The organism is Vibrio sp. MarTm2, assembly GCF_027587055.1.
Classification (GTDB): Bacteria; Pseudomonadota; Gammaproteobacteria; order Enterobacterales; family Vibrionaceae; genus Vibrio; species Vibrio sinaloensis_D.
Genome location: NZ_JAPPTK010000001.1, coordinates 870,543 through 895,769 on the forward strand (window position 1 = coordinate 870,543; position 25,227 = coordinate 895,769).

The window sequence follows — 25,227 nt, forward strand, 5'->3', positions numbered from 1 at the left end:
CGTTTCTCCTAAAGGCAAGATATGAAAAAGGGCTCAATGAGCCCTTTTTTACGCATGTGCAACCTGAGAGTGTTGGTTTTGATAACGGCGCACATCTTTGACCAACAACAAGATAACCACCGCACTTAAAGCAATGTTAGAGAGCGGGTACGCAATCCAAATCCCTGGAACACCGAACAATTTCGGCATGAGGTAAAGAAAAGGAAGCTGAATCAGCATATTGCCCACCATCACAAACATCGCTTTGCTTCCCTTATTGATGGCTTGATAGTAAGCCCCTGCCACTACCAAGAAACCATCCAATGCTAAAGCAAACATATGTAGACGAATCCCCAGCACCGTGTACTCGACCAATTGTGTGCTCTCTTCGTTGAACACAGAAACGAACTGAGTTGGAAACACATTAAGCAAAATAACAAAAGCCAATCCAATCAATACCGCACTCGACATCGCCACTTTGAGTAGCTTGCGAATGTTCTCCTGATTGCGTGCACCGTGGTTATAGCTGACAAGCGGTTGCATACCATTCGCGATCCCTTCTGCGGTCAAATAGTACACTGTGACGATGTAGCCTAAGATGGCATAAGCACCGATCATTAATTGATCGCCGTATTGAGCAAACAACGCGTTATGTAACGCCACCATCATTGACCCATAGGCGTACATAAAGAAACTGGACGTTCCAATTGCAAAAATTTTAGGAATAACGTCAAGCTTGAGCCTCAATTCACTCCAGTGCAAACGCAGATTGGCTTTCGAAGAGAAGAAATACGCTAAGCCAAGCCCGGTCACAGCCAACTGTGCCACTGCGGTTGCTATCGCGGCTCCCGTTAACTCCCAGTCAAGCCAAGCGATAAACAGATAATCGAGCGCAATATTGATAACGGCTCCTACCACCATCAGTATCGTCGCAAGATTAGGGCTATCGTCATTGCGCAACAAAAATGGCATAGCAATCGAGCCTAGGGTAAACGCGCAGGCACCAATCAATATATGCAGATACTGGAGGCCCAGTTCGAACACACGCCCTTCTGCCCCTTGCCAGTGGAGAAAGTCTTCAGCAAAGAAAAACAGCACACCAGACACAAGCGGTACAAGCGCAAACAACAAGGTAATCCCAGTTGCTAAGATCTGTTTCGCCCCTAGCGTATCTTGCTCTCCTTGACGAATCGAGACCAGCGCACCTGTACCGACGCCAATAAGCATACCAATACCAAGAATGGAACCGATGACAGGCCAAGCAACGTTGATCCCCGCTAATCCATCAGCGCCAACATAGCGACCGATAAAAATACCATCGACCACTTGATAGAGGCCATTGACCAACATAGCTGCTACGGTTGGAATCGTATAGCGCCAAAACTGTTTATAGATGGATGTTTGCATACTTTCACCACAAGTTAGCTAGGCTAACTAAATAGATAAATTTTTAACTCAATGATTTCTCTAGCAAGCTGATCAGCGTATTCACTTCATCAGCACTTAGTTTGCGTCCCATTTGCTCTGCAATGCGTTGGTAGACCACTTGCTCATAGGACAAATCCTCGAGCACTTGTTCTGTCAACACAACTCGCTTTGCTCGGCCATCCTCAGCACAAGAAATACGCTTAACCAATCCTTTTCTTTCTAACCTTGCGACCATATTGGAGGCTGAAGGTTTAGTCACTTTCATCTCTTCCGCGAGATCAGTGATACGAATGCCTTGTTGATGTTCTTCTATGGATCTTAAATAGTCGTATTCATTGAAGCTCAACCCATAGAGTAGATCCTCTTTGGCATGAACTCGCCACGCTTTGGAGCAGTATCGCTCCAATTCCATTAAATTCTTTTCTAAGCTCATAGTTATTGCACTTAGTTAGCAAGGCTAACTATTTTAGCCAATTCATTAGCCGTTGCAAACTCATTTACTCGCAACAAAAAAGCCACTGTTCAACAGTGGCTTTCGGGTCGTAATTCGTTTAATTGGAGGCTTGCTGTTCCAGTTTGGCTTTGGCCAACTGTTGCTCTTTTACCTCGTTGTAAATGCGGCTCAATTCGAGGAAAGCATAACGATGCTCGACATACTCATACACATTGAATGAGATGGCTAATTTATACAGTGAGATGGCACTCGCGAAATCCCCTTCACTTTGATAACGCTTGCCTAAGTAGAAATAGGCCTCCGTCAAGCGCTGGGCAAGTAGCGTGTTATCACGGGTTCCGGACAAAATAGCTTTAAAGGCTTGTTGTTCAGTGACATCACCAAGTGTTATCGCCACCAGCACCCAGCCCCATTGTTCGTCGCGACGTTGATAGCGTAAAACCAAATCTTGGCGAGCTAACGCAGGATCGACTTCTGCTTGAATCAGATATAACCAAAGCGCTCGAAATGGATCACTAGGGTCTTGGTTGTAGTGCTTCTCAATATCCTCTAATGCCAGCTCAATACGATCGCCATAGTAAAGGGCAATTGCTCGATTTCTCTCTGCGTAAGAGTTATCAGGGTCAAGCTCCAACGTAGAGTCAAAGGCATCATACGCAGCGTCAAACTCCCCCGCTTGGGTAAAATAGACGCCGAGCAAGTTGAATAAATCAGGCTGTGCAGGGTTTAGTGCTAAAGATTGGTTGTAATCGAGGCGAGCTAAGTCCCTTAAACCAACGCTATCGTAATAATTGCCTCGCTCGAAGAACATCTTAGCGCGAACTTCACTCGTCAAGTCTGGACGTTGAAGCAACTGGCTTAAGCGCGCAATCTGAACCTCTTGCTGCACACTGGCCTGCAAAGGTACTGCCATCGGGGGATAAAGCCACTCGGCTTGTTGACTAGATTTAGAGGCACAGCCAGCAGTCACCAATAATGTTAGACCCAATGCCGCGGTTTGAAACCATTTCACAAATATGTACTCCTGTCGCTAAGCATCCGCTTAGTTTAGTCCGCAATAAAAAAGGGAGCGTAATGCTCCCTTTATAACATGCTTTTAGCACAATAGGCTAATACGCCTATTGTTGACTAAATTAAGCGTCAGTTGCTGGTTTTTCTTCAGCTGCTTCTTCAGTCTTTTCTACTGCTTCTTTCATGCTTAGACGAACGCGGCCTTGGCGGTCAATCTCAAGTACTTTAACTTGAACTTCTTGACCTTCAGCTAGGTAGTCAGACACTTTCTCTACGCGCTTGTCAGCGATTTGAGAGATGTGTACTAGACCATCTTTACCTGGAAGGATTGTCACGAATGCACCGAAGTCAGCTAGACGAGCAACTTTACCTGTGTAGATGCGGCCTACTTCAACTTCTGCAGTGATCTCTTCGATACGGCGGATTGCTTCTTTCGCAGCTGTACCTTCAGTTGCAGCAATCTTGATTGTACCGTCGTCTTCGATTTCGATCGTAGTGCCTGTCTCTTCAGTTAGAGCACGGATAACTGCACCACCTTTACCGATAACATCTTTGATCTTCTCAGCGCTGATCTTCATTGTGTGAATGCGCGGAGCGAACTCAGAGATATCTTCACGAGCACCAGAAATCGCTTCATCCATTACAGATAGGATGTGCTTACGTGCACCTTGAGCTTGGTTAAGCGCAATTTGCATGATCTCTTTAGTGATACCTTCGATCTTGATATCCATTTGAAGTGCAGTAATACCAGTGTTAGTACCCGCTACTTTAAAGTCCATGTCACCTAGGTGGTCTTCGTCACCAAGGATGTCAGAAAGAACAACGAAGTCGTCGCCTTCTTTAACTAGACCCATTGCGATACCCGCAACAGAAGATTTGATTGGCACACCTGCATCCATAAGAGCAAGAGAAGTACCACATACAGAAGCCATTGAAGAAGAACCGTTAGATTCTGTGATTTCCGATACTACACGTACTGTGTATGGGAACTCATCAACAGAAGGCATTACTGCTGCGATACCGCGTTTAGCCAGTTTACCGTGGCCGATTTCACGACGCTTAGGAGAACCTACAAAACCAGTCTCACCTACACAGTATGGAGGGAAGTTGTAGTGTAGTAGGAAGTGATCTTTACGCTCACCCGTTAGCTCGTCGATGATTTGAGCGTCGCGCTGCGTACCTAGAGTCGCAGTTACGATTGCCTGAGTTTCACCACGAGTGAATAGTGAAGAACCGTGAGTACGTGGAAGAACGCCAGTACGTACGTCAAGCGCACGAACCATGTCTTTTTCACGGCCATCAATACGTGGGTTACCCGCGATGATGCTGCGACGTACAACTGTCTTCTCTAGATCGTGGAAGATAGTGTGGATTTCTTTTGTGTTTGCTTCTGGATCTTCAGCAAGTAGCACTTCGTTAACTTCTGCAGCAATCGCGTGGATGCGGTCGTAACGAGCCATCTTCTCAGTGATTTGGTAAGCTTCAACAAGCTTAGCTTCAGCAAGTTCAGCAATCTTGTTTACAAGCGCTGTGTTCTCTTCTGGAGCAACCCAATCCCAAGCTGGAGTTGCTACTTCAGCTGCGAACTCGTTGATCGCTTTGATAACAACTTGCTGTTGGTCGTGACCAAATACAACAGCAGAAAGCATCTCTTCTTCTGTTAGGTTGTCAGCTTCTGACTCAACCATTAGAACAGCGCCTTCAGTACCAGCAACAACTAGGTCTAGCTTAGATGTTTCTAGCTCAGTGTTGCTTGGGTTCAGAACTAGTTGACCGTCGATGTGACCAACACGTGCTGCACCGATAGGACCGTTAAACGGGATACCAGAGATAGCAAGAGCCGCAGACGTACCGATCATTGTTACCATATCAGGTTGTACGTCTGGGTTAACAGACATTACTGTTGCGATAACTTGTACTTCGTTTTTGAATGCATCTGGGAATAGAGGACGGATTGGACGGTCGATTAGACGAGCAGTCAGTGTTTCACCTTCAGATGGACGACCTTCACGTTTAAAGAAGCCACCTGGGATTTTACCTGCAGCGTAAGTACGCTCTTGGTAGTTCACTGTTAGAGGGAAGAAGTCTTGACCTTCTACCGCTTCTTTTTTACCAACTACAGATACGAATACTGATGTATCGTCCATAGTAACCATAACTGCTGCAGTAGCTTGACGTGCAATAACGCCAGTCTCTAGAGTAACTGTGTGGTTACCGTACTGGAACGTTTTAACAACTGGTTTTTCGAACATTGTTATTCCTTGTTTCCAAGCGCATCGAAAGAGTTGCTCGGAGAGTATTGATTGATACTCAAGGCATTACAAATCGCGACTAGTGAAAATGAACTGTGTAGCGACTCATTGCAGCTAAATTCATTTTGAATAGTCGCGACCTTTTGGTCGACGTGGTTGACTGTAATGCTATGAGCTTTGTGAACAAACATTGATACCCAACGAGGCATCAAAAGTGTGCGGGCGTAGTATAGCGGGATTAATTCGGTTTGGCTAAGCCATACCAAACAAAATAAGTAACGGACAACAAAAAAGGGGCTAAAAGCCCCTTTTTCGACAAACTGTTCTATGCAGCCGCTGATTAGCGACGTAGGCCTAGACGCTTGATTAGATCTTGGTAACGAGAAAGGTTTTTGCCTTTCAAGTAGTCAAGAAGCTTACGACGGCGAGAAACCATACGTAGAAGACCACGACGGCTGTGGTGATCGCCTTTGTGCGCTTTGAAGTGACCTTGTAGGTGGTTGATAGAAGCTGTAAGTAGAGCTACTTGAACTTCTGGTGAACCAGTATCGCCTTCAGTTTGAGCGTATTCTGCAACGATTGCTGCTTTAGTTTCTGCATTCAGAGACATAATTCTCTCCTAATAAGAGTAGGTTTAACATTTGTGCCAGCCAATCTCTGATTCAGCCGACACGAGGAGCGCGAATTATAGGGGATGTATAGAGGTTAAGCAACCGCTATTTGATAGCAACCCTATAAGTACAGCATTCCCATCTAAAGCATTTCTGTTACACTTAGCTGCACAAACCTACCTAATTGAATTAACAGGATTCCCTATGAAAATCGGCATCATCGGTGCAATGGAACAAGAAGTTTCAATTCTCAAAGACGCTATCGAAAACTGTGAAACCGTATCAAAAGCGGGCTGTACCTATTTCTCTGGGCAAATCAACGGTGTCGATGTAGTGTTGCTCCAATCAGGTATTGGTAAGGTCGCAGCGGCAGTCGGCACAACGATCCTGCTCGATGAGTACCAACCCGATGTTGTGATCAATACTGGCTCCGCGGGTGGATTCGACTCTAGCTTAAATCTAGGTGATGTGGTGATTTCGACCGAAGTTCGCCATCACGATGCTGATGTGACTGCGTTTGGTTATGAAATCGGTCAAATGGCAGGGCAACCTGCTGCGTTCATTGCAGACGAAAAGCTAATGGATGTCGCTGAGAAAGCACTCTCACAAATGGAAGACAAACATGCGGTACGTGGATTGATCTGTACGGGCGATGCGTTTGTTTGCACAGCTGAACGTCAAGCATTTATCCGCCAACACTTCCCATCTGTCATTGCTGTAGAAATGGAAGCCTCTGCAATTGCGCAAACTTGTCACCAGTTCAAAGTGCCATTTGTTGTTGTCCGTGCGATTTCTGATGTTGCAGATAAAGAAGCAAGCATGAGCTTTGATGAGTTCCTACCTTTGGCAGCGAAGAGCTCGTCGGAAATGGTATTCAAAATGGTTGAACTGCTGAAATAACTTAGCCGAAGGGAAGACGCCAACATCATGGAAGATTTGTTTAACCAACTCTATTCCAACGGTGCGCTTCTTGTTCTGTGGGGCGCCCTACTTTGTCACTTGGTGCTTCCCTTTCCTCGAGAAGCGCACCCTGCCATTCTTTGGCATAAATTCGCCGAGCAATTGGCCGATAAGGTCAATACCAACAACAACTATCAACAAAGCATCATTTCTGGCAGCCTCGCTTGGCTACTCATGATTATTCCTATGCTGGCCGTGTTAGTTGCTCTCAAGCCATTAGTTTGGCAACCCCAACTGTTCGAACTTGCCTTCCTGCTTCTTGCGATTGATTGGCGCAACACCGATAAGTTCACCGCCCAATTTGTCGCGGCGTTAGCAAGAGAAGACAAAGAGCAAGCAAAGATGCTGCTTAATCCCATCGTCAATCGTTCGACCCAACCACTTTCACTACTTGGGCTAGGAAAAGCAGGCACTGAAACCTTGATTATGTCGTACGGGCGCAATGTGGTGGGGGTTCTTTTCTGGTTCGCCATTGCAGGCGGTATTGGCGCGTTCATCTACCGAATGATGGTTGAGCTCGCACGCGCTTGGTCTCCATCTCGTCAAGCGTTCTCTCCCTTCGGAATCCCTGCAGTTCGAGCCGTTGCTATCATGGATTTTGTGCCATTAAGGCTATTCGCACTGATGATTGCTGTTGGCAATCGTACTCAGCAAGTTTTTACGCTCATCAAGCAGCAAGCTAAGTCGTGGCCACTCCCTGGCCCTGCTTGGTTAGTGGTCGCTGTCGGAGCAAAGCTTGAGTTATCTCTTGGCGGGCCAGCGATTTACGACGGAAAAAAATCTGAGCGAGCAAAACTCGGCGGTCGAATTGCCCCTTCTGCCTTGCATATTGCTCAAGTTCAAAAACTGCTAGCATGGCGGATGTTCGCTTGGGTATTGATTCAAAGTGCAGCGATGGCTGCCGTTTATCAAGGGATATAGATGCGTAAGTTCATTGCATTTGCCACTTGTTTACTCTCTCCAACGCTTTTTGCCGCACCAGTAGAAAAAGTGATCAGTCTTGCTCCTCATGCAACGGAGCTCGCATACGCGGCAGGGTTAGGTGATAAACTCATCGCGGTAAGTGATCACAGTAATTACCCAGAGCAAGCCTTAACGCTAGAGAAAGTCGCCAACTACCAAGGCATCAAGATAGAGCGCATTATCGCCCTGCAGCCAGATTTAATTATTGCCTGGCCATCTGGTAACCCACAAAAGGAGTTAGAGAAACTTAAGCAGTTTGGCTTTAACATCTACTACTCTCAAACCCACTCATTAAGTGATATTGCAGACAATATTGAGCGCCTTAGCCAATACAGCGCCTCACCTAGCGATGGTCTGAAAGCGGCGGCAGATTTTCGTCAGCAGTTAAGCAACTTCAAAGCCAAGTATCAAACCACTCAACCCATACGCTACTTCTATCAATTGAGTGAGCAACCGATCATCTCCGTCGCACAAGGCAAATGGCCTAGTGAGGTGTTTAGCTTCTGTGGCGGCGAAAACATTTTTGAGCATAGTGCTGCTCCCTACCCTCAAGTCGGCGTCGAGCAAGTACTGGTGCAGCAACCCGATGTTATTTTCACGTCAGAGCATGCAATTAAAAATGGCAACATGTGGGCTAAGTGGGAAAAAGAGCTGAGCGCAGTCAGAGATGACCACGTCTGGAGCCTTGAGTCTGATTGGTTAAATCGACCGACGCCACGTACGCTTCGCGCCATTGAGCAGGTCTGTGACTATTTCGAGACTGTTCGGCAAAAACGCTAACGATTGCCTCTTGAGATCCCGTACAATTCAGCATCGTTTTCTGTTCCCTATTTAAGTAAGAGAAGTGAGTAACATGGATTCCATGCTGCTTTATAGTATTGACCTATTTGGTACTGCCATATTTGCTATATCAGGCGTATTACTCGCAGGTCGATTAAAAATGGACCCATTCGGCGTTGCTGTATTAGGTAGTGTTACGGCGATTGGTGGTGGCACAATTCGCGATATGGCGTTGGGTGCGACACCTGTGTTTTGGATAACCGATACCAACTACCTTTGGACCATTTTAATTACCTGTCTTATCACCATGATTGTGGTTAGACGACCCAAGCGACTCGCTTGGTGGATTCTTCCTGTCTGTGACGCCATTGGCTTAGCGGTGTTTGTCGGGATTGGTGTCGAGAAAACCATGGCCTACCAAGACTCAGCTTTAGTCGCTGTCATTATGGGAGTCATCACTGGTTGTGGCGGCGGCATTATTCGTGACGTGCTCGCGCGTGAAGTGCCAATGGTACTGCGAAGCGAAGTTTATGCGACCGCCTGTATTATCGGTGGCGTCTTCCATACGACGGCACTTGCCATGGGACAAGACAGCGATACCGCATTCCTAGCGGGTGTCTTATCTACGCTGCTTATCCGTTTAGGCGCGATTCGATGGCACTTATCTTTACCAACTTTCGCACTAAATCGTTAAGCAATAAAAAAGGTCACCGAGGTGACCTTTTTAAATTTTCTATCTTTATCAATTACTTCTGCACTCGGCGAAGTACATCTTTCAGTAAATCAAAGTCATTCGCTAAGTCTTCAGAAAGTAGCTCCATTGCCGCGTGCTTAGCAAGCGGTCCTGGCAGGTCGATATCAGAGCCTAAAATCTCGTCAACCACTTCCTTGAACTTAGCTGGGTGCGCTGTACATAGGAATAGGCCAGTTTCACCCTCTTGTAATTGTTCGTCGAGTAGACGGTAGGCAATCGCACCATGTGGTTCACATAGGTAACCTTGTGCGTTCAACTCACGTACAGATTCTGCACTTTGCTCATCAGACACTTTACCTTTGCCCAACGTATCTAAGCCCCAACCTTTAATCTGGCACAGTTCTTCGATACGTGGCCAGTTGTTTGGTTGGCTAACATCCATTGCGTTCGATGTCGTTGCAACCGTTGGTTTAGGATCCCACTTACCTGTTTCTAGGTAGCGAGGAACGGTGTCATTTTCGTTGGTCGCAGCAATAAAGCGCTTAATTGGCAGCCCAAGCGCTTTAGCCAATAGACCCGCCGTTAGGTTACCAAAGTTGCCACTAGGTACCGACACAACAAGGTTTTCACGCTGTTCTTTAGTCAACTGAGATGCAGCTTCAAAGTAGTAACAGATCTGTGCCATCAAGCGTGAAATGTTGATGGAGTTTGCGGAATTCAGACCGATTTCTTCACGTAGCGCGGCATCATCAAATGCTTGCTTAACCAAAGCCTGACAAGCATCAAAATCGCCATCAATCGCGACAGTGTGAATGTTCTTGCCCAGAGTACAGAACAACTTCTCTTGTAGCGGGCTAATCTTGCCTTTCGGGTACAAAATCACAACGTTGATATCTTCCATGCCATAGAAAGCATGTGCGACGGCTGCGCCTGTATCGCCAGACGTTGCTGTCAAAATAGTGATTTTTCCGCCATCAGAAACCGCAGCTAAAGATTGCGCCATAAAACGACCACCAAAATCTTTAAACGCTAAGGTTGGGCCATGAAAAAGCTCAAGTGCGTAAACGCCATCTTTGACTTTATTGATTGGCGCCGGGAACTGAAAAGCAGAATCAACCATAGAGTGAACTTGCTCTTGCGCCAGCTCATCACCAATCAATGCTGACAAAATCTTGGTGCTACGAGAAACAAAGTCCTCAGCTAAAAGTGCATCCACATCATCAAACGTTGGCAGTTCAGATGGGAAAAAAAGGCCTTGGTTACGACCTAACCCTTGGCGAACGGCTTGGCCAAAGGAAACTTGTTCATCATTTTCTTTTATATTGTAAAGCTTCATAGCTCACTTCCTGTAACGATCGAACCTTGCTTATCTAAACGACAAACATGGACGAATCCTTCTTTATTTTGTACGTAATTTCGTTCAAGCCAGCGTGCAACACGCTCAGCGACATCTTTCTCTTTACAAATGCTAAACAGCGTCGGGCCACTTCCTGAAATCCCCGTCGCCAAAGCGCCTGCTGTTGCTGCATATTTGCGAGCGTCAGCAAAGCCCGGTAGCAGTTTCTCACGATATGGTTCTGCGATCACGTCTTTGATCATTTTTGCCGCAAGCTCTGGTTGCCCAGAATGACACGCATGAATAAAGCCTGCTAAATGACGGCCGTGAGCGATGATATCTTGACGACGATACTGCGAAGGCAAAATTTCACGCGCTTCAGCGGTGGACACTTTGATGCCTGGGTACGCCATCACCCAATACCAATCATCAAAACAAGGAACCTCTTGGCTAATGATGCCCAGCTCTTCAAGCATGAGCTGCACGCCTCCTAGATAGCAGGGAGCCACGTTATCATAATGAATACCGCCAGAAATCTTACCTTCCATTTCCCCCATCAAAGCGAGTAATTCCGTCTCATCTAGAGGTTGACCATGAAAACGGTTTAACGCATCTAGCGCAGCCACAATCGAACATGCGCTCGAGCCTAGACCGGAACCAATTGGCATGTTCTTTTCTAGGGTCATCTCAAGAGGGAGTAAAGAGACACCTTTTTTCTCAAGCTCACGAGCGAACACAGTCCAACAATCGTAAACGATGTTCTCTTTCGGGTTTTCAGGCAGTTTAGAAACAAAGTTACCCGCCGTGTTAAGACTAAAAGGCTGCTCACCTGATTTGACCAACACTCGATCACCAAGTAGCGTACCGTCCACCGGAGACACAGCGGCCCCCAGTACGTCAAAACCAACACTTACATTACCTATTGACGCTGGTGCGTAAACCACCACATCCATACCACTACTCATTGATTAAACCCCTAGCTTCCATCCTAACGTACGCATCACATCTGAGAAGACACCTGCTGCGGTAACTTCTGTACCAGCACCGTAACCACGCAATACTAGCGGAATTGGTTGGTAGTAGCGGCTGTAGAAGGCTAATGCGTTTTCACCATCTTTGATTTTGAACATTGGGTCGTTTTCATCAACCGCAGCAATGCTCACGCGGCATTTGCCCTCTTCGATCTCACCGACATAGCGAAGCACCTTGCCTTCTTCGGCCGCTTTCGCTGATTGCTCTTTGAAGTACGCATCCGCTTCAGGGAGTCGAGCCATAAATTCTTCCACACTGCCCGAATCATCAAAACCTGGTGGTAGAGCTTGGTCAACGATCACGTCTTCAAGCTCTAAGTTCATACCAGCTTCACGAGCAAGGATCAGCAGCTTACGAGCCACATCCATACCAGAAAGATCATCACGAGGGTCTGGCTCGGTAAAGCCGTTGTCTTTGGCAATATTCGTTGCTTGGCTGAGCGTCATTCCCTCATCGAGTTTACCGAAGATGTAGGAAAGTGAACCAGATAGAATCCCCGTAAATCGCTCCAGTTCATCACCCGCAGAGATAAGGTTTTGCAAGTTTTCGATAACCGGAAGACCCGCACCTACCGTTGTTTCATACATCAGTTTACGGCGTGAGCTACGCGCAACATCACGCAATTGGTGGTAGTAAGCCATGCTTGACGTGTTGGCTTTTTTGTTTGGTGTAACCACGTGGAAACCTGCCGCTAAGAAGTCAGCATACTGATTTGCGATCGCTTCACTCGAGGTACAGTCAACAAGAACAGGGTTAATGATATGGTTACGCTGAACCAGTGAGATCAAGCGCGCAAGAGTAAATTCTTCCGACGCATCCTTCATACGATCACGCCAGTGATCCAACGGTAAGCCTTCACTATCTAGCAGTAAGCCTTTACTGTTTGCTAAACCACATACGCGTAGCACAATGCCTTTTTCTGCCAGTTTCGCTTGTTGACGTTGAATTTGGTCAACCAGTTCACCACCAACGCCACCGACGCCGACAACGAAGACATCCAAGAAGTGTTTCGAATTAAACAGGTTTTCGTGACACGCTTTGATTGCTTCAGAGATCTTGTCTTCTGGAATCACGGCTGAAATGGCGCGTTCAGAAGAGCCTTGCGCGATTGCTACGATATTAACGTTCACTTCTGCAAGAGATGAGAAGAACTGAGAAGCAACACCGCGAGAAGTACGCATACCATCGCCAACCAGTGTCACAATCGCCACATCATCAATAAATTCAACAGGCTCAAGCAGACCATCTTTTAGCTCTAACTCAAACGTCTCGCTCAATGCTTTCTCTGCAAGGGCTTTATCTTGCGCTTCAATACAGAAGCTGATGCTGTATTCTGAAGAAGACTGAGTAATCAAAACAATCGAAGCACCCGCAGCTGACATCGCCCCAAACACGCGGCTTGCCATGCCTACCATACCCTTCATGCCAGGGCCCGATACGTTAACCATGGTTAGATCGCTAAGTGTAGTGATCCCTTTGATCGCTAGGTTGTCTTCACCAGTATCTTGACCGATTAAAGTCCCTGCACCTTGTGGGTTAAAGCTGTTTTTGATCAGGCATGGAATATGGAATTGAGCAATAGGGGCAATGGTTTTTGGATGAAGCACTGAAGCGCCAAAGTAAGAAAGCTCCATCGCTTCTTGGTAGCTCAATGATTTGAGTAGACGAGCATCATCAACCAAACGCGGGTCACAGTTGTAGACACCATCCACGTCCGTCCAGATTTCACAACAATCCGCGCGCAGACAAGCGGCAAGCACCGCTGCTGAGTAGTCGGAACCATTGCGACCTAGTGTCACCAGCTCACCTTTTTCATTTCCAGCGGTGAAGCCAGGCATAATGTTGACATGACCTTGAGGTAGTGGCTTCTGACGGAAGTTTTGCGTTGAAATATCGACATCAACCATCGCTTCTAGATGCTCACCTCTAGCAAAGAGATACTCAACCGGATCGATTAAGCTAGCAGGTTGTCCTTTTGCTTCCAGCACCGCTTTCATTAATTGAATCGAAACTCGCTCACCTTTGCTGATAATGCGAGCATTGACGTTATCAGGACACATGCCTAACAAGTTGATGCCGTGAACAAACTGACGTAGCTGAGTTAATGAGGTTTTTACTTGGCTGTCATAGCCACTGCCATCAATGTTTGGTAGCACCTGTTTGATATCTTGAAAAAGGTCTCGGAACGAATCTTCCAACTCTGCGATTTGCAGCTCCGCTTCACCATTTTTCAAAGCGCCTTCGATCACAGCCACCAGCTTATTGGTTGTTTTACCCGGTGCTGATAGTACGACGGCCACTTCTTCTTGCTGTGCATTATTAGCGATGATATCCGCCGCTCTTAAAAAGCGGTCTGCATCAGCTAATGATGAACCTCCAAACTTTAAAACTCGCATCCCTTCCTCCAAATGATTTCAAATTGGCATAAAAAAAAGGCCTGTATCTTGTTGGATACAGGCCTTTTTTTGAATTTCTTTCGCTTAGCAGCCTGCCCCAACATGTGTGATGTCGGTAATAATAATGGTTGTTGTCATTACTACTAGGCTGTGATTTTGCATAATTAATTTTTGTTGCGTTTATGTGTTTGCTTACCCATACGTTTAACCTATTTGCTCTACACGAGTCAACGAAAAGTTTTTATTTTTTGTTTTCTCAATAAGCAATTCACACAATATTTTGCAACATCTCGCAGGCATTCATTGACACTTTTAATGAGACCGCAGGCATATAAGCTAATAACTAATGGCTATATAAAAAATGCACCTAGTCCAATAGTTTTATGCTTTAATTAGGTTTGCAGTGGAGAAAGTAACCAAGGAGAGGCAGCGCATGATGAAAACGCTATGCTTGGCAGCGATGTTAATTGCTGGTTCTCTTGGTGCGGCAGAGTTACCTCCCCTACCATCCCAACAAAACACATCACCTCATAAGCTTTTTATTTCCAGCGTTAACGACCAGCAAGACTTTGATACATGGAAGGTCGATGGTGGTTATTCCTATAACGTATTCGACAAAATTGACTTATATGTGGGTGCACGCCTGAACAATGGCGACAGAATCAACGAAACGGGCTTTCTCAGTGGAGTCAGCTATCAGGTGACCCCTCGTGTATCGGTAGCCAGTACCTTACATTCTTACACAAATGAAAGTCTCGGTAACGATAAGCGCGAATCTGCCATTTCTGCAGAGGTATCGAGCCGAGTAAGACTCACCGAGAATTTAGACTTGCACGCCACCCTTGACTATCAAGAGTGGCAACAAGAAGTCGAATTCGGGTTAGGATTTCGGTTTTAAACGTTCGCGTTTACCATTCCAACTTTTCACTCGACATCAACACTCCATTCCAATCCGCGTAAACGAAGTCCCCAGGCTGGATCATCTGATTATGAATCGTCAGCGTGACATTGACATCACCCACTCCGCGCTTTTCCGTCTTAAATGGACAAGTTCCTAGGGCTTTCACACCAATTTGCATTTCAGCAATTGCGCCCGCATCGCGAATGGCACCGTTAATAATCACGCCTTCCCAATGATTATCAATAGCAAGAATCGCCAACTGATCGCCCAGCAGCGCTTTTTGACATGAGCCATGACCATCAACAAATAAAACCTTGCCTCTGCCATCTTGGCTTAATGTATCTCTCACCATTGAGTTGTCGTGATAGCACCTAACGGTCACTATCTCGCCCCAGAAAGCGCTTTTGGCGCCAAAGTTGTGCAATGGAAGTTCCACTAGCGTGACTTTGTCTTCATGCTTATCACAAATATCCGGTGTTATATCTTTCATTTTTCCTCCATGAGATTTTTCCGCCTGCTCTTAAACCAAACCGTGCTAACGGTCAAAGCAGACTGAGTGAATCCTATTCTTAAGCCCTTTTACCTTATGCGAGACTGCCACCCTTTGATTCTGAGACTTGTCTCATCAGGCAAACAAGAGAGCAGATAAAGTTGATTATTTTCAACATAATAAATTGCATTTTGGCCAAACTTGCGCCCTAACTCGATTGCTAACTCTCGCTCAATAGCAACGGCAAAACTGGCTTCTTTCCATGTAAATGCTTCATCTCCAACCAATACGTCAACATAGTTAGTATGGCTTATTTCAAGAGCTAACCGTTGATTATTTCTTAGGTTTTCCTCATTTGACACCCGCTGACTAGCTGGGTTCCATGCCGTGATGACAGCAAAAAAATCGCTCGTCATTTCATCACTGAACTGAAAGTAAGGCTCACAATATGCCGCCCAAAGTTGCGCATCTATCATCATATAATCAGCCGTTTTACATTTACCTGATACTATTAATATTTGTTACATTCTAACTCTTGATATAAATCAACAAAGTGATTGGAATTAACACTTCTACGTTGTTAGCATGCTGTTAACATTATAAAATCCGCCTCAACGACTAATGGAATCAGTGAGGAACTGGAGCCTCACAAGGTAATTGAGCGAAACCCAAGGATGGCGGGCAATCAAAGAAAGTGTATTTTTACAATCTTTGGTTTATTATCAACATCACATTTCCTGTATGTTATGTTTTTGCCTAAAATTTATTCCATTAGCACATTTTTTTCACAAGTTTAGGTACCGCCAATGCAAACCCCGCACATTCTTATTGTCGAAGATGAGCAAGTAACTCGTAACACTCTTAAGAGTATTTTTGAAGCAGAGGGATACGCTGTTTTTGAGGCCAGTGACGGTGAAGAGATGCACCAGGTGCTGTCTGATAACCAAGTTAACCTAGTTATTATGGACATCAACCTTCCAGGTAAGAACGGTCTACTGCTAGCACGCGAGTTGCGCGAGCAAGCCAATGTAGCACTAATGTTCTTAACTGGCCGTGACAATGAAGTGGACAAGATCCTTGGTCTAGAGATCGGTGCAGATGATTACATCACTAAGCCGTTCAACCCACGTGAGCTGACTATTCGTGCTCGTAACCTATTGAATCGCTCAATGAACGCGAGCGCTGTAACGGAAGAAAAACGCAGCGTAGAGAAGTACGTGTTCAACGGTTGGGTGTTGGATATCAACAGCCGCTCTTTGGTTAGCCCAAGCGGTGATGGCTACAAGCTGCCTCGCTCTGAGTTCCGAGCTCTACTTCACTTCTGTGAAAACCCAGGCAAGATTCAGACACGTGCTGACCTGCTGAAGAAAATGACAGGTCGCGAGCTTAAGCCACATGATCGTACTGTCGACGTAACGATTCGTCGTATTCGTAAACACTTTGAATCAGTCTCTGGTACGCCAGAAATCATTGCTACGATTCATGGTGAAGGCTACCGCTTCTGTGGTGATCTTGAAGAGTAGTCAACTCTCGAAAATACAAAATGGAGCCTCATGGCTCCATTTTTCTTAGCAAAAACAAAAAACGCTCACCAAGGTGAGCGTTTTTTTATGGCTTTGTCGATTAGCCTCGGCCGCCTTTGATGGCATCGATAATTTCCGTGGTCGAGCAGCCATCTTCAAAGTTGAGCACTTTGACTTCTCCACCGTTAGCAATCACTTCTTTGCCACCCGCGATCTCTTCCGGCTTGTAATCTCCACCTTTTACCAACATATCAGGCAGAACCTCAGAAATAAGTCGCTGCGGTGTGTCTTCACCAAATGGAACCACCCAATCAACCGCTCCCAAACCAGCAAGAACCGCCATTCGACGATCGGTAGGGTTAACAGGGCGACCAGGGCCTTTTAAACGCTTCACTGACTCATCGGTGTTAACCGCCACAATTAAGCGATCACCCAGTTCAGCGGCGTGGTTTAAATACGAAACGTGTCCAGCGTGAAGGATATCGAAACAGCCGTTGGTCATGACTACCTTTTCGCCTTTGGTTTGGGCATTTTTCACCGCTTCAATCAACGCTTGCTCACCAATCACGCCATAGTCGGTGTCTTGGCTACCATGAACCGCTTCCGCCAACTCGATGGTCGATACTGTTGACGTACCCAGTTTACCAACCACAACACCGGCCGCTGCATTTGCTAAGGCACACGCTTCATCAAGAGGTTTGCCAGATGCCACTGACGCAGCCAGCACTGAAATAACCGTGTCGCCGGCACCCGTTACGTCGTATACCTCTTTGGCTTGAGTTGGTAAATGGAATGGCTCTTGGCTACGACGAAGCAGCGTCATACCATGTTCGCTTCGCGTCACAAGCAGTGCATCAAAATCGAACTCTTCAATCAGCTGAAGCCCTTTTTCAACCAACTCTTGGGTAGACTTTACTTTACCAACCACAAGCTCAAACTCCGCCATATTTGGCGTCAGTAGCGTAGCTCCACGGTAACGTTCAAAGTCCGCCCCTTTCGGATCGATAAAAACAGGGACGTTCGCTGCACGTGCTTTTTGAATAAATTTCTGAACGTGCTCTAAAGCGCCCTTAGCGTAATCGGATAACACCACCGACTTCACTTTAGGTAACGCCTGCTCCATGCGGCTTAGAATCAGCTCAGAATCGACGTTTTCAAACTTGTCTTCGAAGTCTAAGCGAATCAACTGTTGTCCGCGGCTCATCACACGCAGTTTCGTAATCGTTGGGTAATCGGGTAGACCAACAAAGTCACAGGTTACATTAAGTGCAGATAAGGTCTCATTGAGCACTTTCGCAGGTTCATCAATCCCTGTTAAACCAACAATATGAGCGTGTCCACCCAGCGAAGCGATGTTCATCGCAACGTTAGCCGCCCCACCAGGACGCTCTTCATTGTTTTCTACTTTTACTACCGGAACTGGCGCTTCTGGTGAAATGCGCCCAGTTGGGCCGTACCAGTAGCGATCCAACATCACATCACCAATGATTAAGACACCCGCATCCTTGTAGTTAGGTAGGATTGGTTTCATCGTCGATCTCCAAAATATAATTCTGGCGAGAGTTTAGCACAGCCGTTGAACGCCCTAAACCCTCAGCAGTAAGCACCTAAAGTGAGGAGGCTTGGTTTAATCGTTAGTATCAAACCAAGCGTGCCAAATTTTTTGGACGCACTCTCGCTCAGGCACGAGTTTGTCTTCTGCCACATCCGCATCGAGATTGAGCAAATTTCTGTGATGGATCTGGTCTCTCATTGTTGTGTAAGCGTGAGTGAGTGCCATCGCCTGCTCTTCTTCTAGAACGCCTTGCGACATCATGGTTTCGAAGATTCGCACATTGTCACTCCAGCGCGTTAACTTGGGTTTGTCATGGCTAAAGCGCAAAACCAAATATTGCGCGAGAAACTCGACATCGGTAATACCGCCAGGATCTTGCTTCAGCATAAAGCGTCCTGTTTTCTTACCGCCTAAATGGTCACGCATTTTCACTCGCATGTCTGCCACCTCTTGCTTGAGTTTGGCTTCCTCACGAGGCAACGTCAGCACCGCGTGGCGCGTCTTGGCAAAGGCTTGTTGTAATGGTTCATCGCCGTAAATCATGCGAGCACGAACCAAAGCCTGATGTTCCCATGTCCACGCCTCATTGTGCTGATATTCATCGAATGCTTCTGTAGGGCTTACTAACAAACCCGACGCTCCCGAAGGACGTAAGCGAGTGTCCACTTCGTACAAGATGCCCGACGCTGTTCGTGTCGAGAATATGTGAATGATGCGTTGAGCCAAGCGTAAGTAGAACTGACGGCCGTCGATTTCTTTCTTGCCGTCGGTATACGCATGCACCGGACAATCATGCATAAAGACGATATCAAGGTCTGAGTTATAACCGAGCTCCCAGCCTCCGACTTTGCCATAACCAATCACCGCAAAACCTTTGCCATCTCGGTCTTTTAAGTGGGTTGGCTCGCCATACTTTTCTGCAATTTGCAGCCAAGCTTGCCCGACCACTGACTCAACAATCGCTTCTGCCAAATAAGTTAAGTGGTCACTCACTTTCATGACTGGAAGCACACCAGCGATATCCGCTGCCGCAATTCGCAAAATACATATCTGTTTAAATTGACGGAGCGCTTCCATTTGCTGCTCCATATCGTCTTCTGGGATGCGAGCTAAAAAATCCCGCAGTTCAGTTCTGTAGCTCTCCAATGGAATCGGATTGTATAACTGCTGAGGGTCGATCAGCTCATCAAGCAGGATCGGATAACGCCCCAGTTGCTCCGAAATCATAGGACTTGCAGTACACAGCCTCACTAACTGAGTCAGCGCTGCGCTGTGCTCATCAAGTAGTTCTAAATACGTTGTGCGAGTGACAATGCGATGCAAAAGGTGGAGAACACGTGGCAAACCAAACTGAGCATCTTTGTGCGAGTAGATAGCTGAGAAGATTTTTGGCATCAGATGATTCAACACTTCTCGACCGCGTGGCCCCAACGTTTTCTTGGCCAAGTCTTGCTTGAACTGAATAATGGTTGTGGCCATTTGAGCAGGCTCTTGCGCTTGAATGTCATGTTCCAAAATATGCTCAATGACATCTTTCTTCGCAGCCATGTCCCACAACTCGACAAAGTGTTTGGCGATGTCTTGTTGCTCTTCTTCATCATCCCCAATTAAATCTGCAAAGACCGAGTGCACGTTTTGCATGTGTTGAGTGATATCTTGACGAAGGCTTAGCCAATCGCTGTAGCCCATCGCGATCGCTAACTGCAGTTGCTCTGTATCGGTTTCAGGTAAGGTTTGGGTTTGTTTGTCGGCCATTGCTTGTAGCAAGTTCTCTAGGCGACGCAAAAATTTATAGGCATTGCGCAGTTGCTGAGTTTCCGCTGCAGTTAGCTGTTCGAGCTCTTCTATTGCATCAAGGGTATTGAGTAGCCCTCGCTGACGCAAACTTGGCTCTCGGCCACCGCGAATCAATTGAAAGACTTGAGCTATAAATTCGATTTCACGAATACCACCAGCGCCCAATTTTATGTTGTTGCTTAACCCGCGACGGCGCACTTCGCTGCTGATCATCGATTTCATGCGACGCAGTGATTGAATCGCACTGAAGTCAATGTAACGACGAAAGACAAACGGGCGTAGCATCTGACGGAGCTCTTGATACTCTGGGTACATTTCACGCCCCATGACGCGCGCTTTGATCATCGCGTAGCGTTCCCAGTCTCGACCTTGTTCTTGATAGTAGTCTTCAAGAGCCGCATAGCTCATCACGAGCGGTCCACTGTCTCCAAATGGGCGCAAACGCATATCGACGCGATAGCAGAAGCCATCAAAGGTTTGCTGATCGAGGGCTTTGATAATGCGTTGACCGAGACGAGTAAAAAACTGTGCGTTGGCAATACTGCGTCGAGCACCTTGGGTTTCGCCGTTTTCAGGGTAGGTAAAAATCAAATCAATATCGGACGAGAAGTTCAGCTCCCCACCACCCAGTTTGCCCATGCCAATGATCAACATTGGCTGCGCTTCACCGAGTTCATTGGTCGGCGTCCCCCACAGATCGCAACACTGTTGATACTGCCATTGGTAGGTTTCAAAAATCATCGCTTCAGCCAATTGGGAGAGGTGCTCTAAGCTCTCTTCTAATGCCCAAGATGCCGTAAAGTCACGCCAAGCAATGTAGACCATTTCACGGTTGCGAAACTGCCTTAGCACTCGATGCCCCTGCATCTCATCATGGCACTCACTCAGCAAAGCAGATAGCCTTTCTCGATACTGCTCATGGCGCGAATCATGGCTTAACATGTCAGGCAACTGCTGCTGCAGTAGCTCATCCGTTGACAGCGCTTCGCCAACAAACTGACTCAAACCCGCCACATATTGCAATTGAGAGAGCTGTGACTCTGACCAATGGTTCAAGGCTTGCGATTCGTTCATTGCTTGGATAACAGGTTGGGAAAATTGAGTGAGGCTTTCTGGCAGCTGCATGATTCTTCCTTGTCTAGAAATAGCCGTGGGGTGTGGTAACTCTCTCTTTATACCAATAAAAAACGCCCACTAGTAGCCAGTGGGCGTTTATTGCATTTAACTTGAGAAGCTAAACCTTAAATGACGTGATTTTCTTGTCTAGCTCATCGGCATTTTGCTGCATTATCTCAGAGGTTTCGAGTAGCTCCGAAACCACGGTAACCGAGGCTTCAACAAGCTCACGAACATTGGTCAGGTTCTGATTCATCTCTTCCGCAACACTGCTTTGTTGACCAGCAGCGGTAGCAATCTGGAAGTTCATATCGTTGATTTGATTTACCTGACCAACAATTCCATCCAATTCACTTCCTGCGTTGGTAACAAGCTCAACCCCTTCAGCCGCTTCAACGACGCTCTTTTCCATCAGCTCTACTGCGGAATTTGCGCTCGATTGAAGTTGAGAGATCATCTCTTGAATCTCGACGGTTGCTTGTTGAGTGCGTTGAGCAAGGTTGCGAACTTCATCTGCCACCACGGCAAAACCGCGCCCTGCTTCACCAGCACGAGCCGCTTCAATCGCTGCGTTCAGTGCCAGTAGGTTCGTCTGCTCAGAAATACCTTGAATGGTTCCAACAACACTACCAATTGAGCCTACGCTGTCTTCCACATCATTCACCGCTTGCGCCGAAGCAGAGATGTCTTTTGAAAGTTCACTGATCTTAAGCACGGTATCTTGCACAAATCGTTGACCCGTTTCAGCTTGGCTCGAAGCGTTTTCTGTTAAAGAAGATGCACTTTGCGCGTGACCCGCGACAGTTTGAACCGTCGAAGTCATTTCACTCATCGCCGTTGCCAGTTGATCAATTTCGTTAAACTCTTCTTGAGCCGACTCTTTGGTCTCAGACATACTGATGGTCATCACTTCCGTCAAACCAGACAATTCTTGCGAAGCACTCACTTGCAGCGCAATCATCTCTTGCAGCTGACGACGTGTTTTTTCTAGCTCACGCGCTACATCGCCGTACTCATCTTTACATTCCATTTCAATAGGAACCGATAAGTCTTTATTTGCCATGATTTTGATTGAGTCACTCAAGTACTGCGTCTGACGCAACATCACGCGCGCAGCAAAAAGCAGCAATGCGACAAAGACCACAATGAGTAAACAGGTTTGCCACGCTACCTGAACGAGATAAGCGTCATAATGCTCTTGGGCAATCGCTGTGCTTTGAGTTGCAGCAAGAAGTGAATCGTAAAAGGTGCTTGCATCCCACAGCTGTTTACCAATGATCAGTAAGGTACTAAACACCATCAGCATGACCATTTTAGGAACTAGGCGGACATCAGTAATCACCCGCTCCCATGGTTTAAATGCCATTTTGGTCATCGTCGCTTCTCCATTAAGTCAAATTTTGTATTTTTAGCGCGTTGTAATAGAGTGGCTTACAGAGCAACACCTCTTCTCTGGTTACGCCAAAATATTTATTTCGAGCCTCGTATGAATAAAGATATTATCAAAAGTGATACAAAACCGATGAGCTTGCTGTCACTAATCTTGTCATTTATGGCGCTATTTGTGATCTCTGGCTTACTCTTTTTTCCTTTGCGGCCAGAAACTAGACAAGTTCTTATCGGCTTAGACTTTCTTATCTGTAGCATTTTTATGCTTCAATTGAGTGTAGATTTGATCCGCTCTACAAATAAGCTGCAATTTATGAAACGTCACTGGATCGATTTTCTAGCCAGCCTACCGATGATTGAACCACTGCGTTACGCGAGGTTGTTTTCTATCTTGCGTGTCGTCCTGGTGATTCGTTCAAGCCGAAACGTCATCCGCCAACTACTACGTAATAAACATGAAACGACTTTAGCCTCGATTCTACTCTTAATGGTCATTTTGCTGACCGCTGGCTCAAGCATGATGCTGTTTATTGAGGGGCATTCGCCCAGCGCCAATATTAAAGATGGTGGCGATGCCATGTGGTGGGCGCTCGTTACTATCTCCACAGTGGGTTACGGTGATCACTACCCGGTTACGGATGGGGGAAGAATTCTTGCAGCGGGATTGATCATTTGTGGCGTAGGCTTATTTGGTATGATTTCTGGACTGGTCACCTCAATGATAACCTCTCCTTCCAAGGTTCAGACCACGCGTTCAGAAAATAAAGAGAAGCTATTAATAGAGCTTGTCGAAAAACAAAATGAGATTCTTCGCCGCTTAGACAACCTTGAGCAGCAAAACAAACGGGAGCCGTAATGCTCCCGTTGATGTTGCTAGTTACTCTTGCCAATAGGGCTCGGTCTCTATACAGATGACTCGAGTTTGCTCCATTGCATGCAAGATGGAACTTTCTTGACGGGCAACCCAGCGCGCTAGTTGCTCCTGCTCATCCCCCTCTAAAGACTCAACAAGCTTTTGCAATGTACGCAACTTGAGTAAATCGTCGATGCCGTGCAGCAAATCACTCCAAGGCATACGGAAGCTATTGCGCTCTTCGGTATCAAACAAGCTCGCAAAACTCACGCCTGTATACAAATTGCGCATTAAGCGGTATTGCTGATCAATGTAGTCTTGACTCGATAGGCTTCGTTCGGGAGGAAAAGCTTCCATCAGCTCCGCCCAAGTGCGATCCAACTGCTGAACGGAAAAGTGCTCAATGTTACGCGCCATTTTGTCGCGTGCTTTATCATCCAAGAAGGGTTGCCAACCACGCGTTAAGATCCAACGACTCAAGTCAAGCAGCAAACCGGTATAACGGGCACTGTTGAGTAACTCCAGTAGCTCTTCTCTGGTTGGTAACTGTTCTTGAATGAGCTTTAGTTCCGCGACAAGGAACTTGCGTGCATCAAGTTTTCGCAGCGCATGGCCTTTGTCGTCGAGCAGATCGTCTAGGTAATCATAGTCGTTGAGCCACTCTAGGCTCTGCTCTAACCATTTCAGCTCTTGCCTTAATATTGCGCTGGCACGGCGCGGAACCACACCGCCGTAAACCGTTAATACTTGGCGAATAAAGCTGATGGCGTTTTTTATCTCATGCAGCGCTTCTATGGACTCACGCTCTGAGTAAATTTGCTCGTGGTAATGCCAATGGGACAGCGCATGTTCTAACGAATTAATGAAGCACGCTTCCACACTATCTCGTTTGTCGGTGAGCACTAGCGTAAGCGGCTTAACATCGTCACCGGTATAGCCTGTGGCAAGGCGATAGCCTTTGGCCGCTTTGCTTAAGTTACCTAAGCGCATACCACCGTGTTCGCAGAAGTTGCGCGCCAGAGTAAACAGCGCATCGGTTTGACCCGATTTCAGCTCAAGCTCTACTTCACAAATTGGGTCTTCTTCACCATTGGCTTCTACTTTTCCTTGGTCAAAAGCAACTTCCACTTGGCTGCCATCAGACATACCAATCAGCCACTGCTCACGCGTGAAGTTAGTAGAAAAAAGAGGCATCAATTCAGATTGAAGTACGGAGACATCTTTGCCTGCAGGCCAGATGTCGTCAGGATGTAACGTTAAATCGGGCTCGTTACTGGTGTGCTCAGCGTTGTATTCAGGTCTTTGATGAAGACCTGCGACGACTCTCCCTGCCGTCTTGACCGTTTGCACGAATACATCATCAAAACGACGAATTCGCATACCGATATCATGGCGACGTAACCAGTTATCCGGCGTGTCAAAGTAAGTATTGCCAAGTTCTCGACAGCTGTGCTGAAGCACTTTAGTTTCAGATATTTTTTGACGCAAAGTCTCTGAAAAATCAGGAGAAACAAAAAACTTCAGTTCTATCTCGGTTTCCATAGTTATACCTTTCAAAGCAGATAGAGACAGGATATTGCCAATTTTCTTACTCGGCAAGAAAGAAATATCGCAGGAATGATGATCTAAAACAGTTTTAATGAGTGATTTAATGCGTTACCATGCGCGCCTTTATAGCCATCGCTCAACATTTCGCCGTAAAGGGTG

General features: G+C 46.5%; 22 protein-coding genes and 1 other annotated feature. Of the genes, 7 read left to right on the forward strand and 15 right to left on the reverse strand.

Annotated features, from left to right (window positions below; translation table 11 throughout):
• Positions 1-48 precede the first annotated feature (48 nt).
• The 5 genes from OH458_RS04040 to rpsO all read right to left on the reverse strand — a co-directional run bounded on the left by OH458_RS04040 (position 49) and on the right by rpsO (position 5,734).
• Positions 49-1,386 carry an MATE family efflux transporter gene (locus OH458_RS04040; protein ID WP_269977343.1) on the reverse strand — a complete coding sequence of 446 codons (1,338 nt, stop codon included), beginning with the start codon at positions 1,384-1,386 and terminating at the stop codon, positions 49-51.
• Between the two features lie 43 nt (positions 1,387-1,429).
• Positions 1,430-1,840, reverse strand: a complete 411-nt coding sequence (locus tag OH458_RS04045) for a MarR family winged helix-turn-helix transcriptional regulator (protein ID WP_269977344.1) — start codon at positions 1,838-1,840, stop codon at positions 1,430-1,432.
• Between the two features lie 118 nt (positions 1,841-1,958).
• Positions 1,959-2,873 carry a lipoprotein NlpI gene (gene nlpI / locus OH458_RS04050; protein WP_039478386.1) on the reverse strand — a complete coding sequence of 305 codons (915 nt, stop codon included), beginning with the start codon at positions 2,871-2,873 and terminating at the stop codon, positions 1,959-1,961.
• 121 nt (positions 2,874-2,994) lie between these two features.
• Complete coding sequence (gene pnp / locus OH458_RS04055; protein WP_269977345.1) at positions 2,995-5,124, reverse strand: polyribonucleotide nucleotidyltransferase; 2,130 nt, start codon at positions 5,122-5,124, stop codon at positions 2,995-2,997.
• A 340-nt stretch (positions 5,125-5,464) separates the two neighbouring features.
• Positions 5,465-5,734, reverse strand: a complete 270-nt coding sequence (rpsO, locus tag OH458_RS04060; RefSeq protein WP_005472830.1) for a 30S ribosomal protein S15 — start codon at positions 5,732-5,734, stop codon at positions 5,465-5,467.
• A gap of 205 nt (positions 5,735-5,939) precedes the next feature.
• On the opposite strand from rpsO, the gene mtnN reads away from it, so the two are divergent.
• The 4 genes from mtnN to OH458_RS04080 all read left to right on the forward strand — a co-directional run bounded on the left by mtnN (position 5,940) and on the right by OH458_RS04080 (position 9,132).
• Entirely contained in the window at positions 5,940-6,635 is a 696-nt protein-coding gene (gene mtnN / locus OH458_RS04065) for a 5'-methylthioadenosine/S-adenosylhomocysteine nucleosidase (protein ID WP_005472895.1), read from the forward strand.
• A gap of 27 nt (positions 6,636-6,662) precedes the next feature.
• On the forward strand, positions 6,663-7,616 hold the full coding sequence (locus tag OH458_RS04070; RefSeq protein WP_269977346.1) for a cobalamin biosynthesis family protein: 954 nt from the start codon (positions 6,663-6,665) through the stop codon (positions 7,614-7,616).
• A complete protein-coding gene (btuF, locus tag OH458_RS04075; protein WP_269977347.1) occupies positions 7,617-8,438 on the forward strand; it encodes a vitamin B12 ABC transporter substrate-binding protein BtuF in 822 nt (273 codons plus the stop codon). It begins immediately after the preceding gene.
• A gap of 73 nt (positions 8,439-8,511) precedes the next feature.
• A complete protein-coding gene (locus tag OH458_RS04080) occupies positions 8,512-9,132 on the forward strand; it encodes a TRIC cation channel family protein (protein WP_005472851.1) in 621 nt (206 codons plus the stop codon).
• 52 nt (positions 9,133-9,184) lie between these two features.
• Here the strand turns inward: OH458_RS04080 and thrC are convergent, their stop codons facing one another.
• From thrC to thrL, 4 genes are all read right to left on the reverse strand, one after another.
• Positions 9,185-10,468, reverse strand: coding sequence for a threonine synthase (gene thrC / locus OH458_RS04085; RefSeq protein ID WP_269977348.1), 1,284 nt, complete (start codon positions 10,466-10,468; stop codon positions 9,185-9,187).
• Complete coding sequence (gene thrB / locus OH458_RS04090) at positions 10,465-11,421, reverse strand: homoserine kinase (protein WP_269977398.1); 957 nt, start codon at positions 11,419-11,421, stop codon at positions 10,465-10,467. Before thrB ends, thrC begins: the two co-directional genes overlap by 4 nt.
• A 15-nt stretch (positions 11,422-11,436) precedes the next feature.
• Complete coding sequence (gene thrA / locus OH458_RS04095; protein WP_269977349.1) at positions 11,437-13,896, reverse strand: bifunctional aspartate kinase/homoserine dehydrogenase I; 2,460 nt, start codon at positions 13,894-13,896, stop codon at positions 11,437-11,439.
• Between the two features lie 30 nt (positions 13,897-13,926).
• Positions 13,927-14,045 (reverse strand) — a sequence feature (Thr leader region).
• Positions 13,981-14,058, reverse strand: a complete 78-nt coding sequence (gene thrL / locus OH458_RS04100; RefSeq protein WP_072039122.1) for a thr operon leader peptide — start codon at positions 14,056-14,058, stop codon at positions 13,981-13,983. (Overlaps the previous feature by 65 nt.)
• Positions 14,059-14,329: 271 nt before the next feature.
• Between thrL and OH458_RS04105 the strand changes: the two genes are divergently transcribed.
• Positions 14,330-14,794: a hypothetical protein gene (locus OH458_RS04105; protein WP_269977350.1), complete on the forward strand. Its 465-nt coding sequence runs from the start codon at positions 14,330-14,332 to the stop codon at positions 14,792-14,794.
• 10 nt (positions 14,795-14,804) lie between these two features.
• Here OH458_RS04105 and OH458_RS04110 read toward each other — a convergent pair whose 3' ends face one another.
• Together OH458_RS04110 and OH458_RS04115 are read right to left on the reverse strand one after the other, a co-directional pair.
• Positions 14,805-15,287 carry a putative 4-hydroxy-4-methyl-2-oxoglutarate aldolase gene (locus OH458_RS04110; protein ID WP_038140713.1) on the reverse strand — a complete coding sequence of 161 codons (483 nt, stop codon included), beginning with the start codon at positions 15,285-15,287 and terminating at the stop codon, positions 14,805-14,807.
• Between the two features lie 89 nt (positions 15,288-15,376).
• A complete protein-coding gene (locus OH458_RS04115) occupies positions 15,377-15,766 on the reverse strand; it encodes a DUF3293 domain-containing protein (RefSeq protein WP_269977351.1) in 390 nt (129 codons plus the stop codon).
• Between the two features lie 327 nt (positions 15,767-16,093).
• Here OH458_RS04115 and arcA point away from each other — a divergent pair, with 327 nt between their 5' ends.
• A complete protein-coding gene (gene arcA / locus OH458_RS04120) occupies positions 16,094-16,810 on the forward strand; it encodes a two-component system response regulator ArcA (RefSeq protein ID WP_005472905.1) in 717 nt (238 codons plus the stop codon).
• Between the two features lie 100 nt (positions 16,811-16,910).
• On the opposite strand, the gene hldE is transcribed toward arcA, so the two are convergent.
• The 3 genes from hldE to OH458_RS04135 form a co-directional block, all read right to left on the reverse strand.
• Positions 16,911-18,341: a bifunctional D-glycero-beta-D-manno-heptose-7-phosphate kinase/D-glycero-beta-D-manno-heptose 1-phosphate adenylyltransferase HldE gene (gene hldE, locus OH458_RS04125; protein WP_269977352.1), complete on the reverse strand. Its 1,431-nt coding sequence runs from the start codon at positions 18,339-18,341 to the stop codon at positions 16,911-16,913.
• A 96-nt stretch (positions 18,342-18,437) separates the two neighbouring features.
• A complete protein-coding gene (glnE, locus tag OH458_RS04130) occupies positions 18,438-21,287 on the reverse strand; it encodes a bifunctional [glutamate--ammonia ligase]-adenylyl-L-tyrosine phosphorylase/[glutamate--ammonia-ligase] adenylyltransferase (protein ID WP_269977353.1) in 2,850 nt (949 codons plus the stop codon).
• Between the two features lie 109 nt (positions 21,288-21,396).
• The gene (locus OH458_RS04135) at positions 21,397-22,653 is read right to left on the reverse strand and encodes a methyl-accepting chemotaxis protein (RefSeq protein ID WP_269977354.1); all 1,257 of its coding nucleotides are present in this window, start codon (positions 22,651-22,653) and stop codon (positions 21,397-21,399) included.
• A 111-nt stretch (positions 22,654-22,764) separates the two neighbouring features.
• Here OH458_RS04135 and OH458_RS04140 point away from each other — a divergent pair, with 111 nt between their 5' ends.
• Entirely contained in the window at positions 22,765-23,523 is a 759-nt protein-coding gene (locus OH458_RS04140; RefSeq protein WP_038140724.1) for a potassium channel family protein, read from the forward strand.
• Positions 23,524-23,544: 21 nt separating this feature from the next.
• On the opposite strand, the gene OH458_RS04145 is transcribed toward OH458_RS04140, so the two are convergent.
• Positions 23,545-25,062, reverse strand: coding sequence for a CYTH and CHAD domain-containing protein (locus tag OH458_RS04145; protein ID WP_269977355.1), 1,518 nt, complete (start codon positions 25,060-25,062; stop codon positions 23,545-23,547).
• Positions 25,063-25,227: the final 165 nt, after the last annotated feature.